Genomic DNA, 15,724 nt, shown 5'->3' on the forward strand with positions numbered 1-15,724 from the left:
GATCAGGCCTCAGCCGCGACGATTGCCGCCGCCCGAACGCGGCGGGCCGGAGCGGGGAGGCTTGCCGCCGCCACCGGGCCGCGGGCCACGCCCGGCCGGCCGGTCACCCGCAGGCCTGTCGCGGAACGGACGCTCGGGCCGGGCCTCGCCAGCGCCGCCGCTCGGCGGGCGCTTGCCGCGCGGCGGCTTGTCGGCCCAGTCGCCGCTGCTGCGCCAGGGCGCCTCGCCGCCCCGATCGTGGCCGAAGCTCTCCTCGCGCGGCGCACGGTCGGGACGTTCGCTGCGCGGCGCACGCGCCGGCCTGTCCTCGCGCGGCTCATCGCTAGGCCTGGCGCTGATGCGCTCGACCTTGACGCGCCGCCCCTTGGGATCGGCGATCGCCTTGTCGCGCACGCGCTTGACGGTGCCGGTCGCCTCGCGCGCCTGCCTCTCCTCCTTCGGATCGGCGCCGCGCCGCGGAGCCGCCTTGCGCTCGCGCTGCGGCTCGGCTTCGGCATCGCGCCAGACGCCGCGTGTCCACGGCTTGTCGCCGCGCAGCGGGCGGGCATCCTCGGCCCGCTCGTCCTGCTCGGCGCGGGGACGGCGGCGCGGCCGGTCGTCGCCGGCGGGGGCGGACCTGCCGCGCGCGGGCCTTTCGTCCGATCGGATCTCATCGCGCCGTGGCGAGTCGAAATCGACGCCCGCCTTGGCCATCAGCTCGGTCCCGAGCTGGTCTTTCAGCACCTTGGAGCGAACCTCCTCGGCCTCGCCCTCGGGCAGGTCGCCGAGCTGGAACGGGCCGAACGAGACCCGGATCAGGCGGTTCACCTGCAGGCCGAGATGCTCGAGAACCGTCTTGACCTCGCGGTTCTTGCCCTCGCGCAGATCGACGGTGAGCCAGGTGTTCGAGCCCTGCTCACGCTCGAACTGGGCGATGACCGGTCCGTATTGGACACCGTCGATCGTGACGCCGCCCTTCAGCGTGTCGAGCTGGCCCTGGTTGACCTGGCCGAAGGCGCGGACGCGGTAGCGCCTGAGCCAGCCGGTCTCGGGCAGCTCCAGCATGCGCGCCAGCCCGCCATCATTGGTCAGCAGCAGCAGGCCTTCGGTGTTGATGTCGAGCCGGCCGACCGAGAGCACGCGCGGCAGGTCCTCGGGCAGCGCGTCGAACACGGTCGGGCGCCCCTCCGGATCATGGTTGGTCGTCACCAGGCCGCGCGGCTTGTGATAAAACCAGAGCCGCGTGCGCTCGCGCGCCGGCAACGGCTCGCCATCGACCAGCACGACATCGTTCGGGCCGATGTCGAGCGCCGGGCTCTCGATCACCTTGCCGTTGACGCTGACGCGGCCTTCCGCGATCAACGCTTCGCTGTCGCGGCGCGAGGCGACGCCGGCGCGCGCCATCACCTTGGCGATGCGCTCGGGCTCCTGCGGCGCGGCCGGAACCGAGACGGCCTCGGCGATCTCGGCAGCGTTGCGATGCGCCCGGTCGGGGCGAGCGCGGGTCGGATTGCTGCCGCGCGGCGCGTCGAAACGCTTGGCGCCGAAGCTGCGGCCCTCACCGCGTTCTTCGCGACGTGGCGGCCGGGCAGCGCGCGGGCCATCGCCACTACGCTCGCGGAAGGGACGCTCGCTGCGGCCAGTTTCATCGCTGCGGCTCCGCGGCGACTGGCGCTCCTCGCCGTCGCGCGGACGGAACGACCGCTCGCCACCTTCGCGCGGCGGGCGCGACGGTGCGCCATTCCGTGAAGGGCGCCCAAACCCGCCGGGCCTGTCGCCGCCAGTCCTGTCGCGGCTAGGCCGTTCACTGTCGCTAGGCGGTCGGCTGCTGCGGCGCTCGTCACTACCGCGGTCGCGGAATGGCCGCTCGCCGCCCTCGCGCGGTGGGCGCGATGGTGCGCCGTCGCGGGACGGGCGCCCGAATCCGCCGGACCTGTCGCTGCGTGGCCGCTCGCCTTCGCGAGGCGGGCGGCTGGTACGGCGTTCGTCACTGCCACGGTCGCGGAACGGGCGTTCACCGCCCTCGCGTGGCGGCCGCTCGCCGCTTGGGCGCTCGCGGAACGGCTTCTTCTCGAAGCGCGGCGCCGCCGGGCGCTCACCCTCGCTGCGGCGACGCTCGGCACCTTCGGCAGGCGCGCGCCGGGGCCGCTCCTCGCCATCGCGCGAGCGGAAGGGCGGCTTGCCGGAGCCGCCGCGCGCGGGCGGCCTGCCGCCAGGCCCGCCACGTCCGGGGCCGCCATCGCGTCCGCCGCCACGGCCGCCGGTTCCGCCGCCCTTGCGCGGGCCTCGGCTTTTCTGGTTGTTGTCGTCGCTCATGGTGGCTCCTGAAGCCGGATCATCACGGACCGGGTTGCGAAGCGATCCGGGACGGCAGCGGCTTTTGAATCTGGTATTAGCCGGCGCTTGTAGCAGGCGCTTTCGCGCGCTGCGACGGCAAAGATGAAGGTTTTATGGGATCGATCGACGCAAGCAAGGCCGAGGTGGTGCCGATGGCGCTGGCGCTGGCAGAGGCTCGCGCCGCGGCGGAGCGTGGCGAGGTGCCGGTCGGGGCGGTGATCGTCCGGGGCGGCGAGGTGCTCGCCAGCGCCGGCAACCGCACGCTCGAGCTGAAGGACCCGACGGCCCATGCCGAGACATTGGCGATCCGGCTAGCCTGCGAAGCGATCCAATCGGAGCGGCTGATCGACTGCGATCTCTATGTCACGCTCGAGCCCTGCCCGATGTGCGCGGCGGCGATCTCCTTCGCCCGGATCAGGCGGCTCTATTTCGGCGCGCCCGACCCGAAGGGCGGGGCGGTCGAGAACGGCGTCCGGCTCTATCGCAGCCCGAGCTGCCATCATGCGCCGGAGGTCTATGGCGGCCTGAGCGAGCGCGAGGCGGCGGAGCTGTTGCGGGAGTTCTTCCGAGAGAGGCGCTGATGGCGGAGATGATCCGAGCCGCGAATCCAGCCGACGCCGCGGCCATTGCGGCGCTCAATCATGGGGCGTTCGGCGGCGAGGAGGAGGTCGGCATCGTCGAGCGCCTGCGCAGCGATGGCCTTGTCGCGGTCGAGCTGGTCGCGGAGCAGGGCGGTGTGATCATCGGCCATATCCTGTTGAGCTGGCTGCCGACGATGATGGACGGTCGCACGGTGAAGGCCCTGGCGCTGGCGCCGATGGCCGTGCAGCCGGGATCGCAGAAGCAGGGCATCGGCGGTCGGCTGATCGTGGCGGCGCTCCATGAGGCGAAGGCGGCGGGAGCCGAGGCCGTCATCGTGCTCGGCCATCCCGATTATTACCCGCGCTTCGGCTTCTCGGCGGCGCTGGCACGGAACCTGGCCTCGCCCTTCTCCGGTGAGGCCTTCATGGCGCTGGAACTCGTGCCGGGAGCCCTGGCGGGGCAGCACGGCTCGGTCAGCTACCCCTCCGCATTCGGACTCTAGCCGGCCAAAACGGTTTCAGGACTGCGCGGTCGCGGCAGATTCCCGAGCGGCTGCGCGAATGCTTGAGCGGTTCTTGGCAAAACCGTATTCAGAAGTAATTATGTGGATTTTGATCGTATATCGTAATCCGATTGATAGTTGAGTAATTCAGTATTTAGCCGATTGGTTAGTTCGATAGGTTTAATTCGGATGGTGTAATGAAGCTTCCGAGCTGGCCGGCTTCTGAATTTCTGTCGTAATCTGCCATGTTTTTGCCTTGTATCGCCCGTAGGTCGCCGATGCACTGCTCAGCCAGACCAAGGAATGGTGGCTTGAGCCTTCCATTCCCCAAAGTCGGTAAATCTCCATTATGCGTAAAGTTGCGTTGGCTGCGCTATCCGCGGCCTGTTGGTCTGTGTCCCCCGCCTTCGCCGCCGATACCCATCTCGCGAAGATCTCGTTCCAGCCGCAGGTGAAGGGGCTGAACTGCCTGAAGCCGGAGACCCTCGGCATGATCAAGGAACTCACCGCCAAGATCGGCCCGATCCAGATCACCTCGACCTGCGGCGGCCGCCACGCCCGCAACTCCCAGCATTATCGCGGCAACGCCATCGATTTCCGCCCGCTCGCCACCTCGCCGCGGAACGCTGCGGCCGTTGCCAAGAAGATCGAGGCAGTCGGCGGCGTCGGCTCCTATTCGAACGGCCTCGTCCATGTCGATGTCGGTGATCGCGAAATCGCCTGGTACGGTAAGAAGCGCAGCCGCCGCCTGGCCTATGCCGGACGCGGCCGCTAGCTCAGAGCAATGTCCGGGCGACCAGATAGCCGCCCAGCCCCAGCAGCCCGGCGAAGAAGCAGAGCTTGAAGGTCGCCGCCGAGATGCGCTGGCGGATCGCCTGGCCGAACCACATCCCGGCCAGCGCCGGCAGCAGCGCCAGCAGCGAGGCGCCGGCGACCTTCAGATCGAGCGCGCCGGCGCCGACCAGCCCGAAGGACAGGGCGATCGTCGAGACGATGAAGGAGAGGCCGAGCGCCTGCACCAGCTCGTCCTTGTCGAAGCCGAGCGCCTGCAGATAGGGCACAGCCGGCAGCACGAAGACGCCGGTCGCCGCAGTGGCGGCGCCGGTGATGATGCCGACCAACGGTCCGAGCCAGATCTCGGCATTGGCAGGCACCCGCAGCTTCGCCGCCTTCAGGCCGACCAATGCATAGAGCACCAGTGCGATGCCGAGCCAGAGCGTGGCCGAGCCGTCCTTGGCCTTCTCCAGCAGCCCCGCTCCAGCCCAGGTGCCAACGCAGGTTCCCGCCAGCATCGGCCAGAGCCGGATGGCGATGGCTTTGAGCTTCGGTCCGGTCAGCTGCCAGCTGTTGGTGACGAGGTTGGGGATGACCAATAGCGCTGCGGCCTGCGCCGGCGCCATCACCACCCCGAGCACGCCGACCGCGATCGTCGGCAGGCCGAGCCCGATCACGCCCTTGACGAAGCCGGCGAGCACGAAGGTCGCGGCGATGAAGGTGAGGAGCGTCGTCTGGTCCATTATCCTGCCGGCCCTGTCGGTCGATTGCGTTGCTGCGACTTTTGGCAGTCCTGACCGGTGCTGTCGCTCGTCGACACTACGGTCCTCGCCGTAGCGTCCCTGCTTGCCTCGGCGGACGCGGGCGTCATCATGGCAGCCACAGTGGAGGCGTCGAGCCATGGCCATGCACGGACCCTATCTCGCCGAGATAGCCCATCTGATGGGCGATCCCGCGCGCGCCAACATGCTGCACGCGTTGATGGACGGGCGGGCGCTGACGGCGAAGGAACTCGCCTTCCTCGCCGGCGTCGCGCCGCAGACCGCGAGCGGTCATCTCGCCAAGCTGATGCAGGGCGGCTTGCTCGGCGTCGCCGTACAGGGCCGCCACCGCTATTACCGGCTGGCCGGGCCGGAGGTTGCCGCGGCGCTCGAAGGATTGATGGTGCTCTCCGGTGGGCAGGCGAACGGGCGGCGCCTGCCGTCGCGCGTTGGAGCGGACCTCGCCCGGGCGCGTACCTGCTACGACCATTTCGCCGGACGGCTGGGCATCGCGATCCATGATGCGCTCGTCGCCGGCGGGTATCTCAGCGTCGCCGATGGCGGCTATGGGCTGACCCGCTCCGGCGTCGCGCTCTTCGCCGGGCTCGGGGTCGATCCCGCCACTGCGAGCAAGGGCAGGCGCGCGGCGCTGCGTCCCTGTCTTGACTGGAGCGAGCGGCGCCCGCATCTCGCCGGCTCGCTCGCCGCGGCGCTGGCTTGCCGCTGCTTCGACGCCGGCTGGGTGACGCGGATCAGGGACAGCCGCGCCGTCATCCTGACTGATGAAGGGCGCGCGGCGCTGGAGGCGGGCCTGCCGGGCTTCCGCTGCGACGAGCCGGAGGCCGTCACGCCGCCCGTTCGAGCGCCTCTGACAGCCTCCGCTTGACCTCTTCCTTCGCCGGCTGGGCGGCCTCGAGGATCGCCTGCCAGCGGAAGAAGTCGAGCCCGCCAAAACCTTCGCCACCGGCGCGGATCAGGATATCCGGCGGCTGGCGCTCGATCATGCGCTGGACCAGCGCCCTCGTCAGGATCTGCGAGACGCCGACCATCGCCTCCAGTGGTTCGGGCACACGGCTGTCGCTGATCGTCGCCGGCGCACTGGTGTCGACCGCGAGCACGAGGCGTCCCGGTCCGAGCAGCCGGTCATAGGGCAGCGGATTGATGGCGCCGCCATCGATCAGCACCCGCCCGCCGATCGTCACCGGCTTGACCAGGCCGGGGATCGCCAGCGAGGCGGCGACGGCCGGCGTCAGCGGCCCGCTGCCGATGATGACCTCGTCATGCAGATGGTAGTCGGTGGCTACCGAGAGGAAGGGGATGCCGAGCTCCTCGAAGCGGTCCGGCACGGCCTTCGGCCAGAACAGGTCGAGCAGGCGCTCGCCGTCGATCAGCACGGGATTGCCGAGCCCGCCGCGCCAGAGATCGGCGATCTTGCCGATGCGCGCTTCGAGCAGCCTTGCGATCACCCGGGCACGGTCCCGGAAGCTCGCCTCGACATGGGCGCGCAAATCGCTGCCGGAGAGGCCGGCGGCATAGGCCGCGCCGACGATCGCGCCCATCGACGAGCCCGCGATCAGTGCCGGCTTCAGGCCGAGCTCGTCGAGCGCCTCCAGCACCGGGATATGGCTGAGGCCGCGCGCGCCGCCCGAGCCGAGCACGAGGACGAGCTCGGGCCCGGACGGTCCAGGCAGGCGAGCGAGGGGGCTGGAGACGCTGGTCATGACCTGATGTTGCGGTGCGAGAGCCGCTCAGGCAACCTCCCTTGCGAGGAAAGGTTGCACCGCAGCCAGCGTGTCCTGCGGATTCTCCTCCGGCAGGAAATGGCCGCTGGCGATCGCCTGCCCCTCGGCCTGCGGCGCGAAGGTCTCGCGCCAGATATCGAGCGGGCTTGCGCCCTTGGCCGGGATGCCGGCCTCGCCCCAGAGCACAAGCACCGGGCAGAGGATTGTCTTGCCTGCCCCGAGGTCGGCCTTGTCGTGCTCGATATCGGTGGTGGCGCCGGCGCGGTAGTCCTCGCAGGCGGCATGGATGCGCGAGGGATCGTTGAAGGACTCGGCATAGGCGGCCAGCGCCAGTGGGTGGAACGCCTTCAGCTCCTTCGCCCGCGTCCAGCTCGCGATGGTATGGTCGAGCCAGCCGGTGGGGTCGGCCTGGATCAGCTTTTCCGGCACAGGCTCGGGCTGGGCCAGGAAGGTCCAGTGATAGACCTGCATGGCCCGGGCTGCGTTCATGCCCTCCCACATCGACACGGTCGGCAGGATGTCGAGCAAGACGAGCCGCTCGACCCGGCCGGGATGGTCGAGCGCGAGGCGATAGGCAACGCGGGCGCCGCGATCGTGCCCCCATCACCGCAAAGCGATTGAAGCCGAGCGCGCTCATCACGGCGACAATGTCCTCGCCCATGCCGCGCTTGCTATAGAGCGCCTTGCCGCCATCGCCATGCGGCGCGGCCGACCAGCCATAGCCGCGCAGGTCCGGGCAGATGACGGTATGGGTCTTCGCCAGCTCGCCCGCCATCTCATGCCATTCGGCATGGGTCTGGGGGAAACCGTGGATCAGCACCACGGGCGGCCCTTCGCCGCCGACGCGGGCGAAGATCTTGCCGATCGGCCCGTCGATCCAATGCGGTTTGAAGCCGGGGAAGAGGCTGTCGATATTGGTCATGGTCGGGCTCTCCGCTGTTCTCGCGTCGTGCCAGACTATCTAGGTACCGTGCCCGATCCTGTCAGCCTTCACGCTCGCGCTTGACCGCCTGCCAGCCGATGTCGCGCCGGCAGAAGCCGCCCGGCCAGTCGATCAGGTCGACCGCGCCATAGGCCTTGGCCTTGGCCTCGCTGACGGTCTTGCCAAGCGCGACGATGTTGAGCACGCGCCCGCCATTGGCGACGATGTCCTCACCCTTCGCCTGCGTGCCGGCATGGAAGACCAGCACGTCCTTCTCGGCGGCTGCCTTCTCGATGCCTTTGATGACGCTGCCCTTTTCGGGCGTGCCCGGATAGCCCTTCGCCGCCATCACGACCGTCAGCGCGACATCGTCGGACCAGCGCAGGTCGACCGCATTCAGCACGCCGTCGCGCGCGGCGAGCAGCGCCGGCACGATGTCGCTCTTCAGGCGCGGCATCAGCACCTCGCATTCGGGGTCGCCGAAGCGCGTGTTGTATTCGATCAGCTTGGGGCCATCGGCGGTGATCATCAGCCCCGCATAGAGGATGCCTTTGAACGGCGTGCCACGCTGGCTCATGCCCGCTAGCGTAGGCTGGATGATCTCGGCCATGACCTGCGCTTCCAGAGCTTTCGTCATGACGGGAGCGGGCGAATAGGCGCCCATGCCGCCGGTGTTGGGGCCGGTGTCGCCGTCGCCGACGCGCTTATGGTCCTGGGCCGAGGCGAGGGCCAGGGCATGCGTGCCGTCGCAGAGCGCGAAGAAGCTGGCTTCCTCGCCGATCATCCACTCCTCGATCACCACCTCGGCGCCGGCAGCGCCCAGGCCGCCAGAGAACATCATCGCCAGGGCGTCATTGGCCTGCTCGACGGTCTCTGCCATGACCACGCCCTTGCCGGCAGCAAGCCCGTCGGCCTTGATCACGAGCGGCGCGCCGGTCTTGGCGACGTAAGCTCGGGCCGCAGCCTCGTCGGTGAAGCGGGCGAAACCGGCGGTCGGGATGCCGAACTCGGCACAGAGCTCCTTGGTGAAGGCCTTCGAGCCTTCGAGCTGCGCCGCGGCCTTAGACGGGCCGAAGGTCTTGATGCCGGAGGCTTCGAGATCGTCGGTGATGCCGTTGACCAGCGGCCCTTCAGGCCCGACCACGACGAGGCCGACGCCCATCAGCTTGCAGAAATCGGCGACGGCGCGGTGGTCGGCGATGTCGAGCACGACATTCTCGCCGCATTGCCCGGTGCCGGGGTTGCCGGGGGCGATGAAGAGCTTGTCGCAGAGCGGGGAGGCTGAGATCGCCCAGGCCAGGGCATGCTCGCGCCCGCCGGACCCGATCAGAAGAATGTTCATCGCATCTCTCCGCTTGCTCAAAGGCGCAATAGCTGCCGCAGGCTGGCGGGGCAACGCTTCTGCTTGCGTCGTTGCGCCGCTAAGTTCGCGCCATGGACAGCGAATCGCCTCAAGCCCCCGGCAATGCCCCCGAATGGTCGGTCTCCGACCTCTCTGGTGCGCTCAAGCGCACGCTGGAGGATGCCTTCGGCTTCGTGCGCGTGCGCGGCGAAATCTCCGGCTATCGCGGCCCGGTCGGCTCCGGCCATGTCTACTTTTCATTGAAGGACGCCAACGCCAAGATCGACGCGGTGATCTGGAAGGGCGTGTTCGGCCGGCTGAAGACCAAGCCCCAGGAGGGGCTCGAGGTCATCGCCACCGGCAAGATCACCACCTTCGCCGGCAAGTCGAGCTACCAGATCATCATCGATTCGCTCGAGCCGGCCGGCATCGGCGCGCTGATGGCGCTGCTGGAGGAACGGCGTAAGAAGCTCGCCGCCGAGGGGTTGTTCGACGAGGGCCGCAAGCAGCTCCTCCCCTATCTGCCGCTGACCATCGGCGTCGTCACCTCGCCGACCGGCGCCGTCATCCGCGACATCCTGCATCGGCTCGAGGAGCGCTTTCCCCGGCGCGTCCTGGTCTGGCCCGTGCGCGTCCAGGGCGAGACCAGCGCCGCCGAGGTGGCCAACGCCATCAACGGCTTCAACGCTTTGCCGGAAGGCGGCCGCATTCCGCGCCCGGACGTGATCATCGTGGCGCGCGGCGGCGGCTCGCTCGAAGATCTGATGGGCTTCAACGAGGAGGCGGTGGTGCGCGCCGCCGCGGCTTCGCTGATCCCCCTGGTCTCGGCCGTCGGCCACGAGACCGACGTGACCCTGATCGACCATGCTGCCGATCTGCGCGCGCCGACGCCGACCGGCGCGGCCGAGAAGGTCGTGCCGGTGCGTGCCGAACTGCTGGCGCAGGTCACCGACCTGTCGCGTCGGCTCTCCGGCGCGACGCTGCGCCTGTCCGAGCGCCGGCGCAGCGATCTGCGCGCGCTCGCCCGCGCCCTGCCGACGCCCGAGAACCTGCTGGCGGCGCCGCGGCAGCGGCTCGATCTCGCCGCTGCCAAGCTCGGCCCGGCGCTGGCGCGCAATGCCCGTGCTTACGAACAGCGCCTCACCCAGCTCGACCGCCGCTTGCATACGCAGTCGCCGGTGGCACGGCTGAAAACCCATGCCGCTCGCCTCGACGGGCTCGGCAAGCGGCTCGCGGCGGCACGCGGCGCGCTTCTTCGTACCGAGCGCGACCGTATCGCTCGCGCCGGAGACCGGCTCGATGCTGTCGCTGCGCGCGCGGTCGCGGCCTTCTCGCGCCAGATCCAGCGCCGCCGCGACCGGCTGGACAGCGTCTGGGCGCTGGCCGCCTCGCTGGGCCCGCAGGCGGTGCTGGCGCGCGGCTATGCGCTGGTGCGCGATGAGGACGGCAATTTGCTGCGCAGTGCGGCAGCGGCAAAGCCGGGATTGGCCCTCCAGGTCACGCTTGCCGATGGCAGCTTCGGCGCCGTCGTGCCGGGCGGATCCTCTGCGCCACAAGCGCCGCGGCAAGCGGGCCGCAAGCCGGCCGGGGGTGGCGGGCAGGGCGATCTGTTCTGAACACTCTGAAAACCTGCGATTCACCACGGTTTTGGATGAACCTCGCCTTGTTCAGATAGCGTTCAGCTAGCTCTGGCTAATCGCTGTGTGATCGCGGTTGGGGGATGCTCCTTGATGCTCGCCGGTTTCCGGACAGGCTTTGCTTGCGCCTTTGCCATGCTTGCATTCGCAGGCCTGCAGTCCCGGCAGGCGAGCGCCTCCGAATTCATCTGCAAGCCGTCGACGCTCACGCGCGACGCTACCAATCTCGCCTCGACCTGGAACAAGGGTAGCGCTCCCCTGCGCATTCTCGCTATCGGCTCGTCCTCGACCGAAGGCATCGGCGCCAGCGGCAAGGACAAGACCTATCCGGCGCGCCTTGGCACGCTGTTGCGCGAAGGGTTGTCCGGCCGGTCGATCGAGATGGTCAATGCCGGCATCGGCGGCGAGACTGCGCCGCAGACGCTGTCGCGCCTCAAGGTTGCGCTGGCGGACGGCCATTATGATCTGGTGATCTGGCAGGTCGGCACCAATGATGCGGTGACAGGCGGCGATCTCGCGACCTTCCGCCAGCTCGTCGCCGATGGCATCGCAGCCGCCAGGCAGGCCCGTACCCGGCTCGTCATCCTCGATCCGCAATTCTACCCCGGCATCAAGGAGACGGCACGCTACCGTACCTATGTCGATGCCATCTCCGAGGTCGCCAGGGCGCAGGCGGTCCCGGTCCTGTCGCGCTATCAGGCGATGCTGGGCTGGTATCGGCAAGACGAGGCCGGCTTCATGGCCGCTCTCGCCGGCGACCGCTTCCATATGAGCGATGCCGGCTATGCCTGCCTGGCGCAGGACATTGCGCGCTCGCTTCTGGGCGACAAGCCCACGGTGACGCTCGCAGCCTCGGTGCGCTAACGGCTGGGCAGACCGCTCTCGGCCGCCGGTCACTTGCCCATCAGGAACGCCTTGACCCGCCGGATCGCGTCGTCGCGTGCTGCCGGGTCGGTCCCCACCGTGACCTTGCCGGTTCCGGAGGCGGAATAGGCGACGCCTTCCTTCTCGCGCCGGTCGAGACGCGGATGGTCGAAATCATGGACCGCGCCGGGATAGAGCACGAGCTCGACCGGCTCGCCACGGGCACGGGCGGCCTTGACGAGGAAGTCGCAAGGGGCAGGAGGCGTCCAGTCGTCGGCATCACCCATCAGGATCAGTGTCGGCAAGCGAGCCTCGAAGCTGCGCGATTCCGATTGCAGCCGGCAGCCGGGATAGAAAGCGACGGCGCGGGAGAAATCGGGCTGGCGGTCGGCTGGGCGGCGATCGGTGCGGATGGCGGCCAGGATGGTCGAGCCGCCGCCGGACCAGCCGAGCAGCGCGATTCCGTCGCGGCGGACATCGGCACGCTCCTGTAGCCAGCGCCGCGCCGCCATCGCGTCGCCGACGCGCTCGCGGCTGGCGCGGATGGTCACTTCCTTGACGCCGCATTGCGAACCGAGGCCACGCGAGCCGTAGCTGTCCGGCATTAATACGATCAGGCCCGTTGCGGCCAGTCGCTCTCCCCAGTCGCTGTGCCGCGTCGAGAGCCTGTCCGGCTCACGCCAGAGGCCGCCGCAGCCATGCAGCGCGACGACGGCCGGGAAGGGGCCGGGGCCGGCGGGACGGAACAGCACCGCATCGAGCTGGTAATCATCGTGCGGAATGCGGACGCGTTCATAGCCCCCCGCCATCGCGGGCACCGCGAGCAGGATAACAAGACCAATCGCCAGGGCCACGGCGCGGGTCAGGCTGGACATCATCGTAACTGACGCTATCACAGAAAGACCATGTTGGAACAATGCGTTGATTCAGAAGTGGTTGCGCCCTATCGCAACCTTTACGCTAGCTCTTCGCCGCTCTATCGTCCGGCTCCGTGATGAACATCAACGAACGCCTGCCTCCCTCCGGATCGGAAGCACTGGTCGATTACGGCCATGGCGAGTTCCGCGTCGTGCGTCCCGGCGCCTTTGTCCGCTGCGCCATCACCGGCGCCGTGATCCGGCTCGAGGATCTGCGCTACTGGTCGGTGGAATGGCAGGAAGCCTATGCCTCGCCGGAGGCCGTGCTGCTGCGGGTCCGCCGCTCAGGCCGCGGCTGAACGAGCCCGTGCGAGGCTCGCGCGCAGCAGCGCATCGAGCGCCGGCTCGTCCTCGAAGGCCAGCGTGACCGGCACACAGAGCAGAAGCGAACGCTCGGTGGCCGGCCAGAGTGGGGCGAGCTTGACCATGTCCTTTTCGGTGACGACGATGCAGCAGGCTTTAGCCTTCGCCTCGGCGATCAGCGCGGTGACCTCGCCCGCCGTATAGGCGTGGTGGTCGCCATAGGTGCGTTCGCCGACGAGGCGCGCTTCTGCGGCGCGCAGCGTCGCCGCGAACTTCTCCGGTCGGCCGATCCCTGAGACCGCCAGAACCGGCAGCTCGGCGAGCTCCGCCTGGATCTCGGCCGGCGGTGTAAGCTTCGCCCGCAGCACTGGTTTTCCGAGGGCGAGAGCCTGCGTGGCGACATGGTCGCCTGCCGGACCGTCTCCGATCAGGACGATGGCGTCGACCTGCTCCATCTGGCCAGCGAGCGGCGCGCGTAGCGGCCCCGCCGGCAGGCACAGACTGTTGCCGACGCCGACCGCGCCGTCGACGACGGCCAGCCGCAGATCCTTGTGCAGCGAGGGGTTCTGCAGCCCGTCATCCATCAGGATGAGGCTGGCGCCGGCGTCGCGTGCGAGCACCGCACCCGCTGGCCGCTTGCGTGCGACGATCGTCGGCAGGCGGGTGGCGAGTAGCAGCGGCTCGTCGCCGACATCTGCGGAGATGTGCCGGGCTGGATCGACGCGAAGGGGGCCGGGCAGCTTGCCGCCATAACCGCGTGTCAGGGCAAAGGGCGTCTCGCCCATCGCAGCCAGCCGTGCCGCCAGCGCCAGCGTGGTCGGTGTCTTGCCGGCGCCGCCTGCGACGAAATTGCCGACGCAGATCACCGGAATGCCGGCCTGCACCCCCGCTTGCTGCATCCGGTTGAGCGTGATCGCGCCGTAGAGCGCCCCGAGCGGACGCAGCAATTGGGCGAGGGCGGATGGCGGCGAGCGCCACCAGAAGCCCGGGGCGCGCATTAGTCGATCGCCTCGCGCTGACCGATAGCCGCGCGTAGCAGTAGCGGCTCGATCGCCTGCACCGTCCGGTCGAGCGCGCCGCTGAGCTCCGTACTGGTCCGGGCCGCGGCGCGGGCGGCCTGGCGCGCCGCCGCCGGATCGCTGAGCCAGCGATGCACGCCCTGGGCAAGTTCCTGTCGGTCCGCAACCTGGATCGCACCACCGCCGGCGTCGAAGGCGGCGAAGAGCTCGGCGGATTTGTGGACGAGTGGGCCGTGCAGCAGGGCACAGCCGAGCTTGGCCGGCTCGATCGGGTTGTGCCCGCCGATCGGCGCGAGCGAGCCGCCGATGAAGGCGACCGGCGCCAGCCGGTAGTACAGACCGAGATCGCCGAGCGTGTCGGCGATGTAGAAGTCGATGTCGCGCTCCGGTAGCTGCCCGAGCGAGCGGCGGGCACTGGCCACGCCATTGGCCTTTGCGAGCGCTTCGACCTCGCCGCCGCGATCGGGATGGCGCGGCACGATGATGGTGAGGAGCTTGGGCAGATGCGCCTGGACGCCGAGATGGGCGGCGAGCACATCCTCCTCCTCACCCGGATGGGTCGAGGCCGCGACCCAGACCGGCCGGCCCGCCGCCAAGCCATCAAGTAGAGCAAGTGTGTTGGGATCGGCGGGTGGGGCGGGAACGTCGAATTTCAGGTTGCCGGCAATACTGACGCGCGGCGCACCGAGCTGGGCGAGGCGCTGCCCGTCCTCCTGGGACTGCGCCAGGCAGCGGTCGAAGCCCGAGAGCAGGTAGCGCGAGGTCTTGGGGAACTTGTACCAGCGCTGGAAGGAGCGTTCCGACATGCGCGCATTGACCAGGACGAGCGGCACGCTGCGCTTGCCGGCCTCGATCATCAGGTTCGGCCAGATCTCGGATTCGCAGATCAGGCCGAGATCGGGGCGCCAGTAGTCGAGGAAGCGGCGCATATAACGCGGCACGTCGAGCGGCAGGAACTGATGGATCGCCCCGGCTGGCAGCCGCTGAGCCAGGAGCCGCGCCGAGGTCACGGTGCCCGAGGTCACCAGCACGGCGAGCCCGCGCCGCTGCAGGCGCTCGATCAGCGGCAGCAGCGTCATCGTCTCGCCGACGCTGGCGCCGTGGAGCCAGACCAGCGTCTTCGCTGGCCGCTCGACGCTCGGATAGCCGCGTCGCTCGGATAGCCTTGCCGGGTCTTCCTTGCCGCGCCGGCGCCGCCAGAGCAGCAGCCCGGCGGCTGCCGGCTCCAGCAGGGCCGAGAGCGTGCGATAGGCGCTGATGACGAAGCTGCGGCCGATCATGCGGCGCTGGCCTTGGGAGCGGCCTTGGCGGCTGCAGCTTCGCGCAGCCCGGCGCCGGGATCGCGCGCGCCGATCAGCGCGTAGGCGCGTTCGTGCACGGCATCGAGCCCGGCCTGGACGGCGAGGCGCGCAGCCTCGCAGGTCGCCTCGTCGGCATCGCGGGCGATCCGGACCGGTTCGCCGACAACGATGGCGCCGCGCCCGAAGGGCAGGCCGATCGAGGCACGGTCCCAGTTGTTGAAATCGATCCGTCGGCTCGTCACCACCGCGATCGGATGGATCGGCCGGCCCGAGGCCCGCGCCAGCTGGATGATGCCAGGCCCGCAGACGCGTGCACGCTTTGGAATATCGGCGGTCAGCACCATGGTGTCGCCGGCGGCGAGCCGCCTGATCATGGCGAGGAAGGCCGGCGCGCCACCCTTCTCACGGACCTTCTTGCCAGAGGCCCCCGAACCGCGGATTGCGCCGATGCCGAGCTCGCGCAGCGCCACGGCGTTGAAGCCGCCATCGCCATGGCGCGAGACCAGCGAATAGGAAGGCATCCAGTCCGGCCGGGCGAACGGGATCATGATGTGCTGGCCGTGCCACATCGCAATGATCAGCGGCAGCTCGCCGCGGACCTGCTCATAAATGTCGGCCGGCTCGACGACGAAGCGGTTCGTGCGTCTGACCACGCGCAGATAGAAGGCGAGGCTCCGGCCGAGCGCCTCTTGTGCGAATTTCGTCTTGAGCAGGGAAAATCCCATCGAACCGGTCTGACAGC

15 protein-coding genes and 1 pseudogene are annotated in these 15,724 nt (G+C 69.3%); 7 read left to right on the forward strand and 9 right to left on the reverse strand.

Annotated elements, in window-relative coordinates:
* Positions 1-9: 9 nt before the first annotated feature.
* Positions 10-2,295 carry a pseudouridine synthase gene (locus tag QO058_RS22700; RefSeq protein ID WP_284168485.1) on the reverse strand — a complete coding sequence of 762 codons (2,286 nt, stop codon included), beginning with the start codon at positions 2,293-2,295 and terminating at the stop codon, positions 10-12.
* A gap of 134 nt (positions 2,296-2,429) precedes the next feature.
* On the opposite strand from QO058_RS22700, the gene QO058_RS22705 reads away from it, so the two are divergent.
* The 3 genes from QO058_RS22705 to QO058_RS22715 all read left to right on the forward strand — a co-directional run bounded on the left by QO058_RS22705 (position 2,430) and on the right by QO058_RS22715 (position 4,175).
* Positions 2,430-2,897 (forward strand): nucleoside deaminase, encoded by a 468-nt coding sequence (locus QO058_RS22705; protein ID WP_284168486.1) that lies wholly within the window; start codon positions 2,430-2,432, stop codon positions 2,895-2,897.
* Positions 2,897-3,400 carry a GNAT family N-acetyltransferase gene (locus QO058_RS22710; RefSeq protein WP_284168487.1) on the forward strand — a complete coding sequence of 168 codons (504 nt, stop codon included), beginning with the start codon at positions 2,897-2,899 and terminating at the stop codon, positions 3,398-3,400. The genes QO058_RS22705 and QO058_RS22710 overlap by 1 nt, the downstream gene beginning before the upstream one ends.
* Before the next feature lie 394 nt (positions 3,401-3,794).
* Positions 3,795-4,175, forward strand: a complete 381-nt coding sequence (locus QO058_RS22715) for a D-Ala-D-Ala carboxypeptidase family metallohydrolase (RefSeq protein ID WP_284168488.1) — start codon at positions 3,795-3,797, stop codon at positions 4,173-4,175.
* A 1-nt stretch (position 4,176) separates the two neighbouring features.
* Here QO058_RS22715 and QO058_RS22720 read toward each other — a convergent pair whose 3' ends face one another.
* Positions 4,177-4,917, reverse strand: a complete 741-nt coding sequence (locus tag QO058_RS22720) for a sulfite exporter TauE/SafE family protein (protein WP_284168489.1) — start codon at positions 4,915-4,917, stop codon at positions 4,177-4,179.
* A gap of 157 nt (positions 4,918-5,074) precedes the next feature.
* On the opposite strand from QO058_RS22720, the gene QO058_RS22725 reads away from it, so the two are divergent.
* Entirely contained in the window at positions 5,075-5,821 is a 747-nt protein-coding gene (locus tag QO058_RS22725) for an ArsR/SmtB family transcription factor (RefSeq protein ID WP_284168490.1), read from the forward strand.
* On the opposite strand, the gene QO058_RS22730 is transcribed toward QO058_RS22725, so the two are convergent.
* The 3 genes and pseudogenes from QO058_RS22730 to purD all read right to left on the reverse strand — a co-directional run bounded on the left by QO058_RS22730 (position 5,781) and on the right by purD (position 8,941).
* Positions 5,781-6,656, reverse strand: coding sequence for a patatin-like phospholipase family protein (locus QO058_RS22730; RefSeq protein ID WP_284168491.1), 876 nt, complete (start codon positions 6,654-6,656; stop codon positions 5,781-5,783). The two genes, QO058_RS22725 and QO058_RS22730, sit on opposite strands and share 41 nt — an antisense overlap.
* 27 nt (positions 6,657-6,683) lie before the next feature.
* Positions 6,684-7,599, reverse strand: a pseudogene (locus tag QO058_RS22735) (alpha/beta fold hydrolase).
* Positions 7,600-7,660: 61 nt separating this feature from the next.
* Positions 7,661-8,941, reverse strand: coding sequence for a phosphoribosylamine--glycine ligase (gene purD, locus QO058_RS22740; protein ID WP_284168492.1), 1,281 nt, complete (start codon positions 8,939-8,941; stop codon positions 7,661-7,663).
* Positions 8,942-9,033: 92 nt separating this feature from the next.
* On the opposite strand from purD, the gene xseA reads away from it, so the two are divergent.
* Positions 9,034-10,557 carry an exodeoxyribonuclease VII large subunit gene (gene xseA / locus QO058_RS22745; RefSeq protein WP_284168493.1) on the forward strand — a complete coding sequence of 508 codons (1,524 nt, stop codon included), beginning with the start codon at positions 9,034-9,036 and terminating at the stop codon, positions 10,555-10,557.
* Positions 10,558-10,713: 156 nt separating this feature from the next.
* A complete protein-coding gene (locus QO058_RS22750; protein WP_284168494.1) occupies positions 10,714-11,442 on the forward strand; it encodes an SGNH/GDSL hydrolase family protein in 729 nt (242 codons plus the stop codon).
* Positions 11,443-11,471: 29 nt separating this feature from the next.
* On the opposite strand, the gene QO058_RS22755 is transcribed toward QO058_RS22750, so the two are convergent.
* Entirely contained in the window at positions 11,472-12,317 is an 846-nt protein-coding gene (locus QO058_RS22755) for a dienelactone hydrolase family protein (RefSeq protein ID WP_284168495.1), read from the reverse strand.
* A 119-nt stretch (positions 12,318-12,436) separates the two neighbouring features.
* Between QO058_RS22755 and QO058_RS22760 the strand changes: the two genes are divergently transcribed.
* On the forward strand, positions 12,437-12,658 hold the full coding sequence (locus QO058_RS22760; protein WP_284168496.1) for a DUF2093 domain-containing protein: 222 nt from the start codon (positions 12,437-12,439) through the stop codon (positions 12,656-12,658).
* Here QO058_RS22760 and lpxK read toward each other — a convergent pair.
* From lpxK to QO058_RS22775, 3 genes are read right to left on the reverse strand one after another with little or no spacing between them, the layout of a single operon-like run.
* On the reverse strand, positions 12,644-13,660 hold the full coding sequence (gene lpxK / locus QO058_RS22765) for a tetraacyldisaccharide 4'-kinase (RefSeq protein ID WP_284168497.1): 1,017 nt from the start codon (positions 13,658-13,660) through the stop codon (positions 12,644-12,646). The genes QO058_RS22760 and lpxK overlap by 15 nt on opposite strands.
* A complete protein-coding gene (locus QO058_RS22770; protein ID WP_284168498.1) occupies positions 13,660-14,961 on the reverse strand; it encodes a 3-deoxy-D-manno-octulosonic acid transferase in 1,302 nt (433 codons plus the stop codon). Before QO058_RS22770 ends, lpxK begins: the two co-directional genes overlap by 1 nt.
* Positions 14,958-15,707: a lysophospholipid acyltransferase family protein gene (locus tag QO058_RS22775; protein ID WP_284168499.1), complete on the reverse strand. Its 750-nt coding sequence runs from the start codon at positions 15,705-15,707 to the stop codon at positions 14,958-14,960. The genes QO058_RS22770 and QO058_RS22775 overlap by 4 nt, the downstream gene beginning before the upstream one ends.
* Between the last annotated feature and the right edge of the window lie 17 nt (positions 15,708-15,724).

The organism is Bosea vestrisii (assembly GCF_030144325.1).
In the GTDB taxonomy this organism is placed as follows: Bacteria; Pseudomonadota; Alphaproteobacteria; order Rhizobiales; family Beijerinckiaceae; genus Allobosea; species Allobosea vestrisii_A.

Bases quoted from the DNA above. Each gene is read 5' to 3' on its own strand.
- lpxK (WP_284168497.1), bottom strand. From the start codon at position 13,660: ATGCGCGCCCCGGGCTTCTGGTGGCGCTCGCCGCCATCCGCCCTCGCC.
- QO058_RS22760 (WP_284168496.1), top strand. From the start codon at position 12,437: ATGAACATCAACGAACGCCTGCCTCCCTCCGGATCGGAAGCACTGGTC.
- QO058_RS22700 (WP_284168485.1), bottom strand. From the start codon at position 2,295: ATGAGCGACGACAACAACCAGAAAAGCCGAGGCCCGCGCAAGGGCGGC.
- QO058_RS22725 (WP_284168490.1), top strand. From the start codon at position 5,075: ATGGCCATGCACGGACCCTATCTCGCCGAGATAGCCCATCTGATGGGC.
- QO058_RS22730 (WP_284168491.1), bottom strand. From the start codon at position 6,656: ATGACCAGCGTCTCCAGCCCCCTCGCTCGCCTGCCTGGACCGTCCGGG.
- QO058_RS22755 (WP_284168495.1), bottom strand. From the start codon at position 12,317: ATGTCCAGCCTGACCCGCGCCGTGGCCCTGGCGATTGGTCTTGTTATC.
- QO058_RS22705 (WP_284168486.1), top strand. From the start codon at position 2,430: ATGGGATCGATCGACGCAAGCAAGGCCGAGGTGGTGCCGATGGCGCTG.
- xseA (WP_284168493.1), top strand. From the start codon at position 9,034: ATGGACAGCGAATCGCCTCAAGCCCCCGGCAATGCCCCCGAATGGTCG.
- QO058_RS22720 (WP_284168489.1), bottom strand. From the start codon at position 4,917: ATGGACCAGACGACGCTCCTCACCTTCATCGCCGCGACCTTCGTGCTC.
- QO058_RS22750 (WP_284168494.1), top strand. From the start codon at position 10,714: ATGCTTGCATTCGCAGGCCTGCAGTCCCGGCAGGCGAGCGCCTCCGAA.
- QO058_RS22775 (WP_284168499.1), bottom strand. From the start codon at position 15,707: ATGGGATTTTCCCTGCTCAAGACGAAATTCGCACAAGAGGCGCTCGGC.
- QO058_RS22710 (WP_284168487.1), top strand. From the start codon at position 2,897: ATGGCGGAGATGATCCGAGCCGCGAATCCAGCCGACGCCGCGGCCATT.
- QO058_RS22770 (WP_284168498.1), bottom strand. From the start codon at position 14,961: ATGATCGGCCGCAGCTTCGTCATCAGCGCCTATCGCACGCTCTCGGCC.
- purD (WP_284168492.1), bottom strand. From the start codon at position 8,941: ATGAACATTCTTCTGATCGGGTCCGGCGGGCGCGAGCATGCCCTGGCC.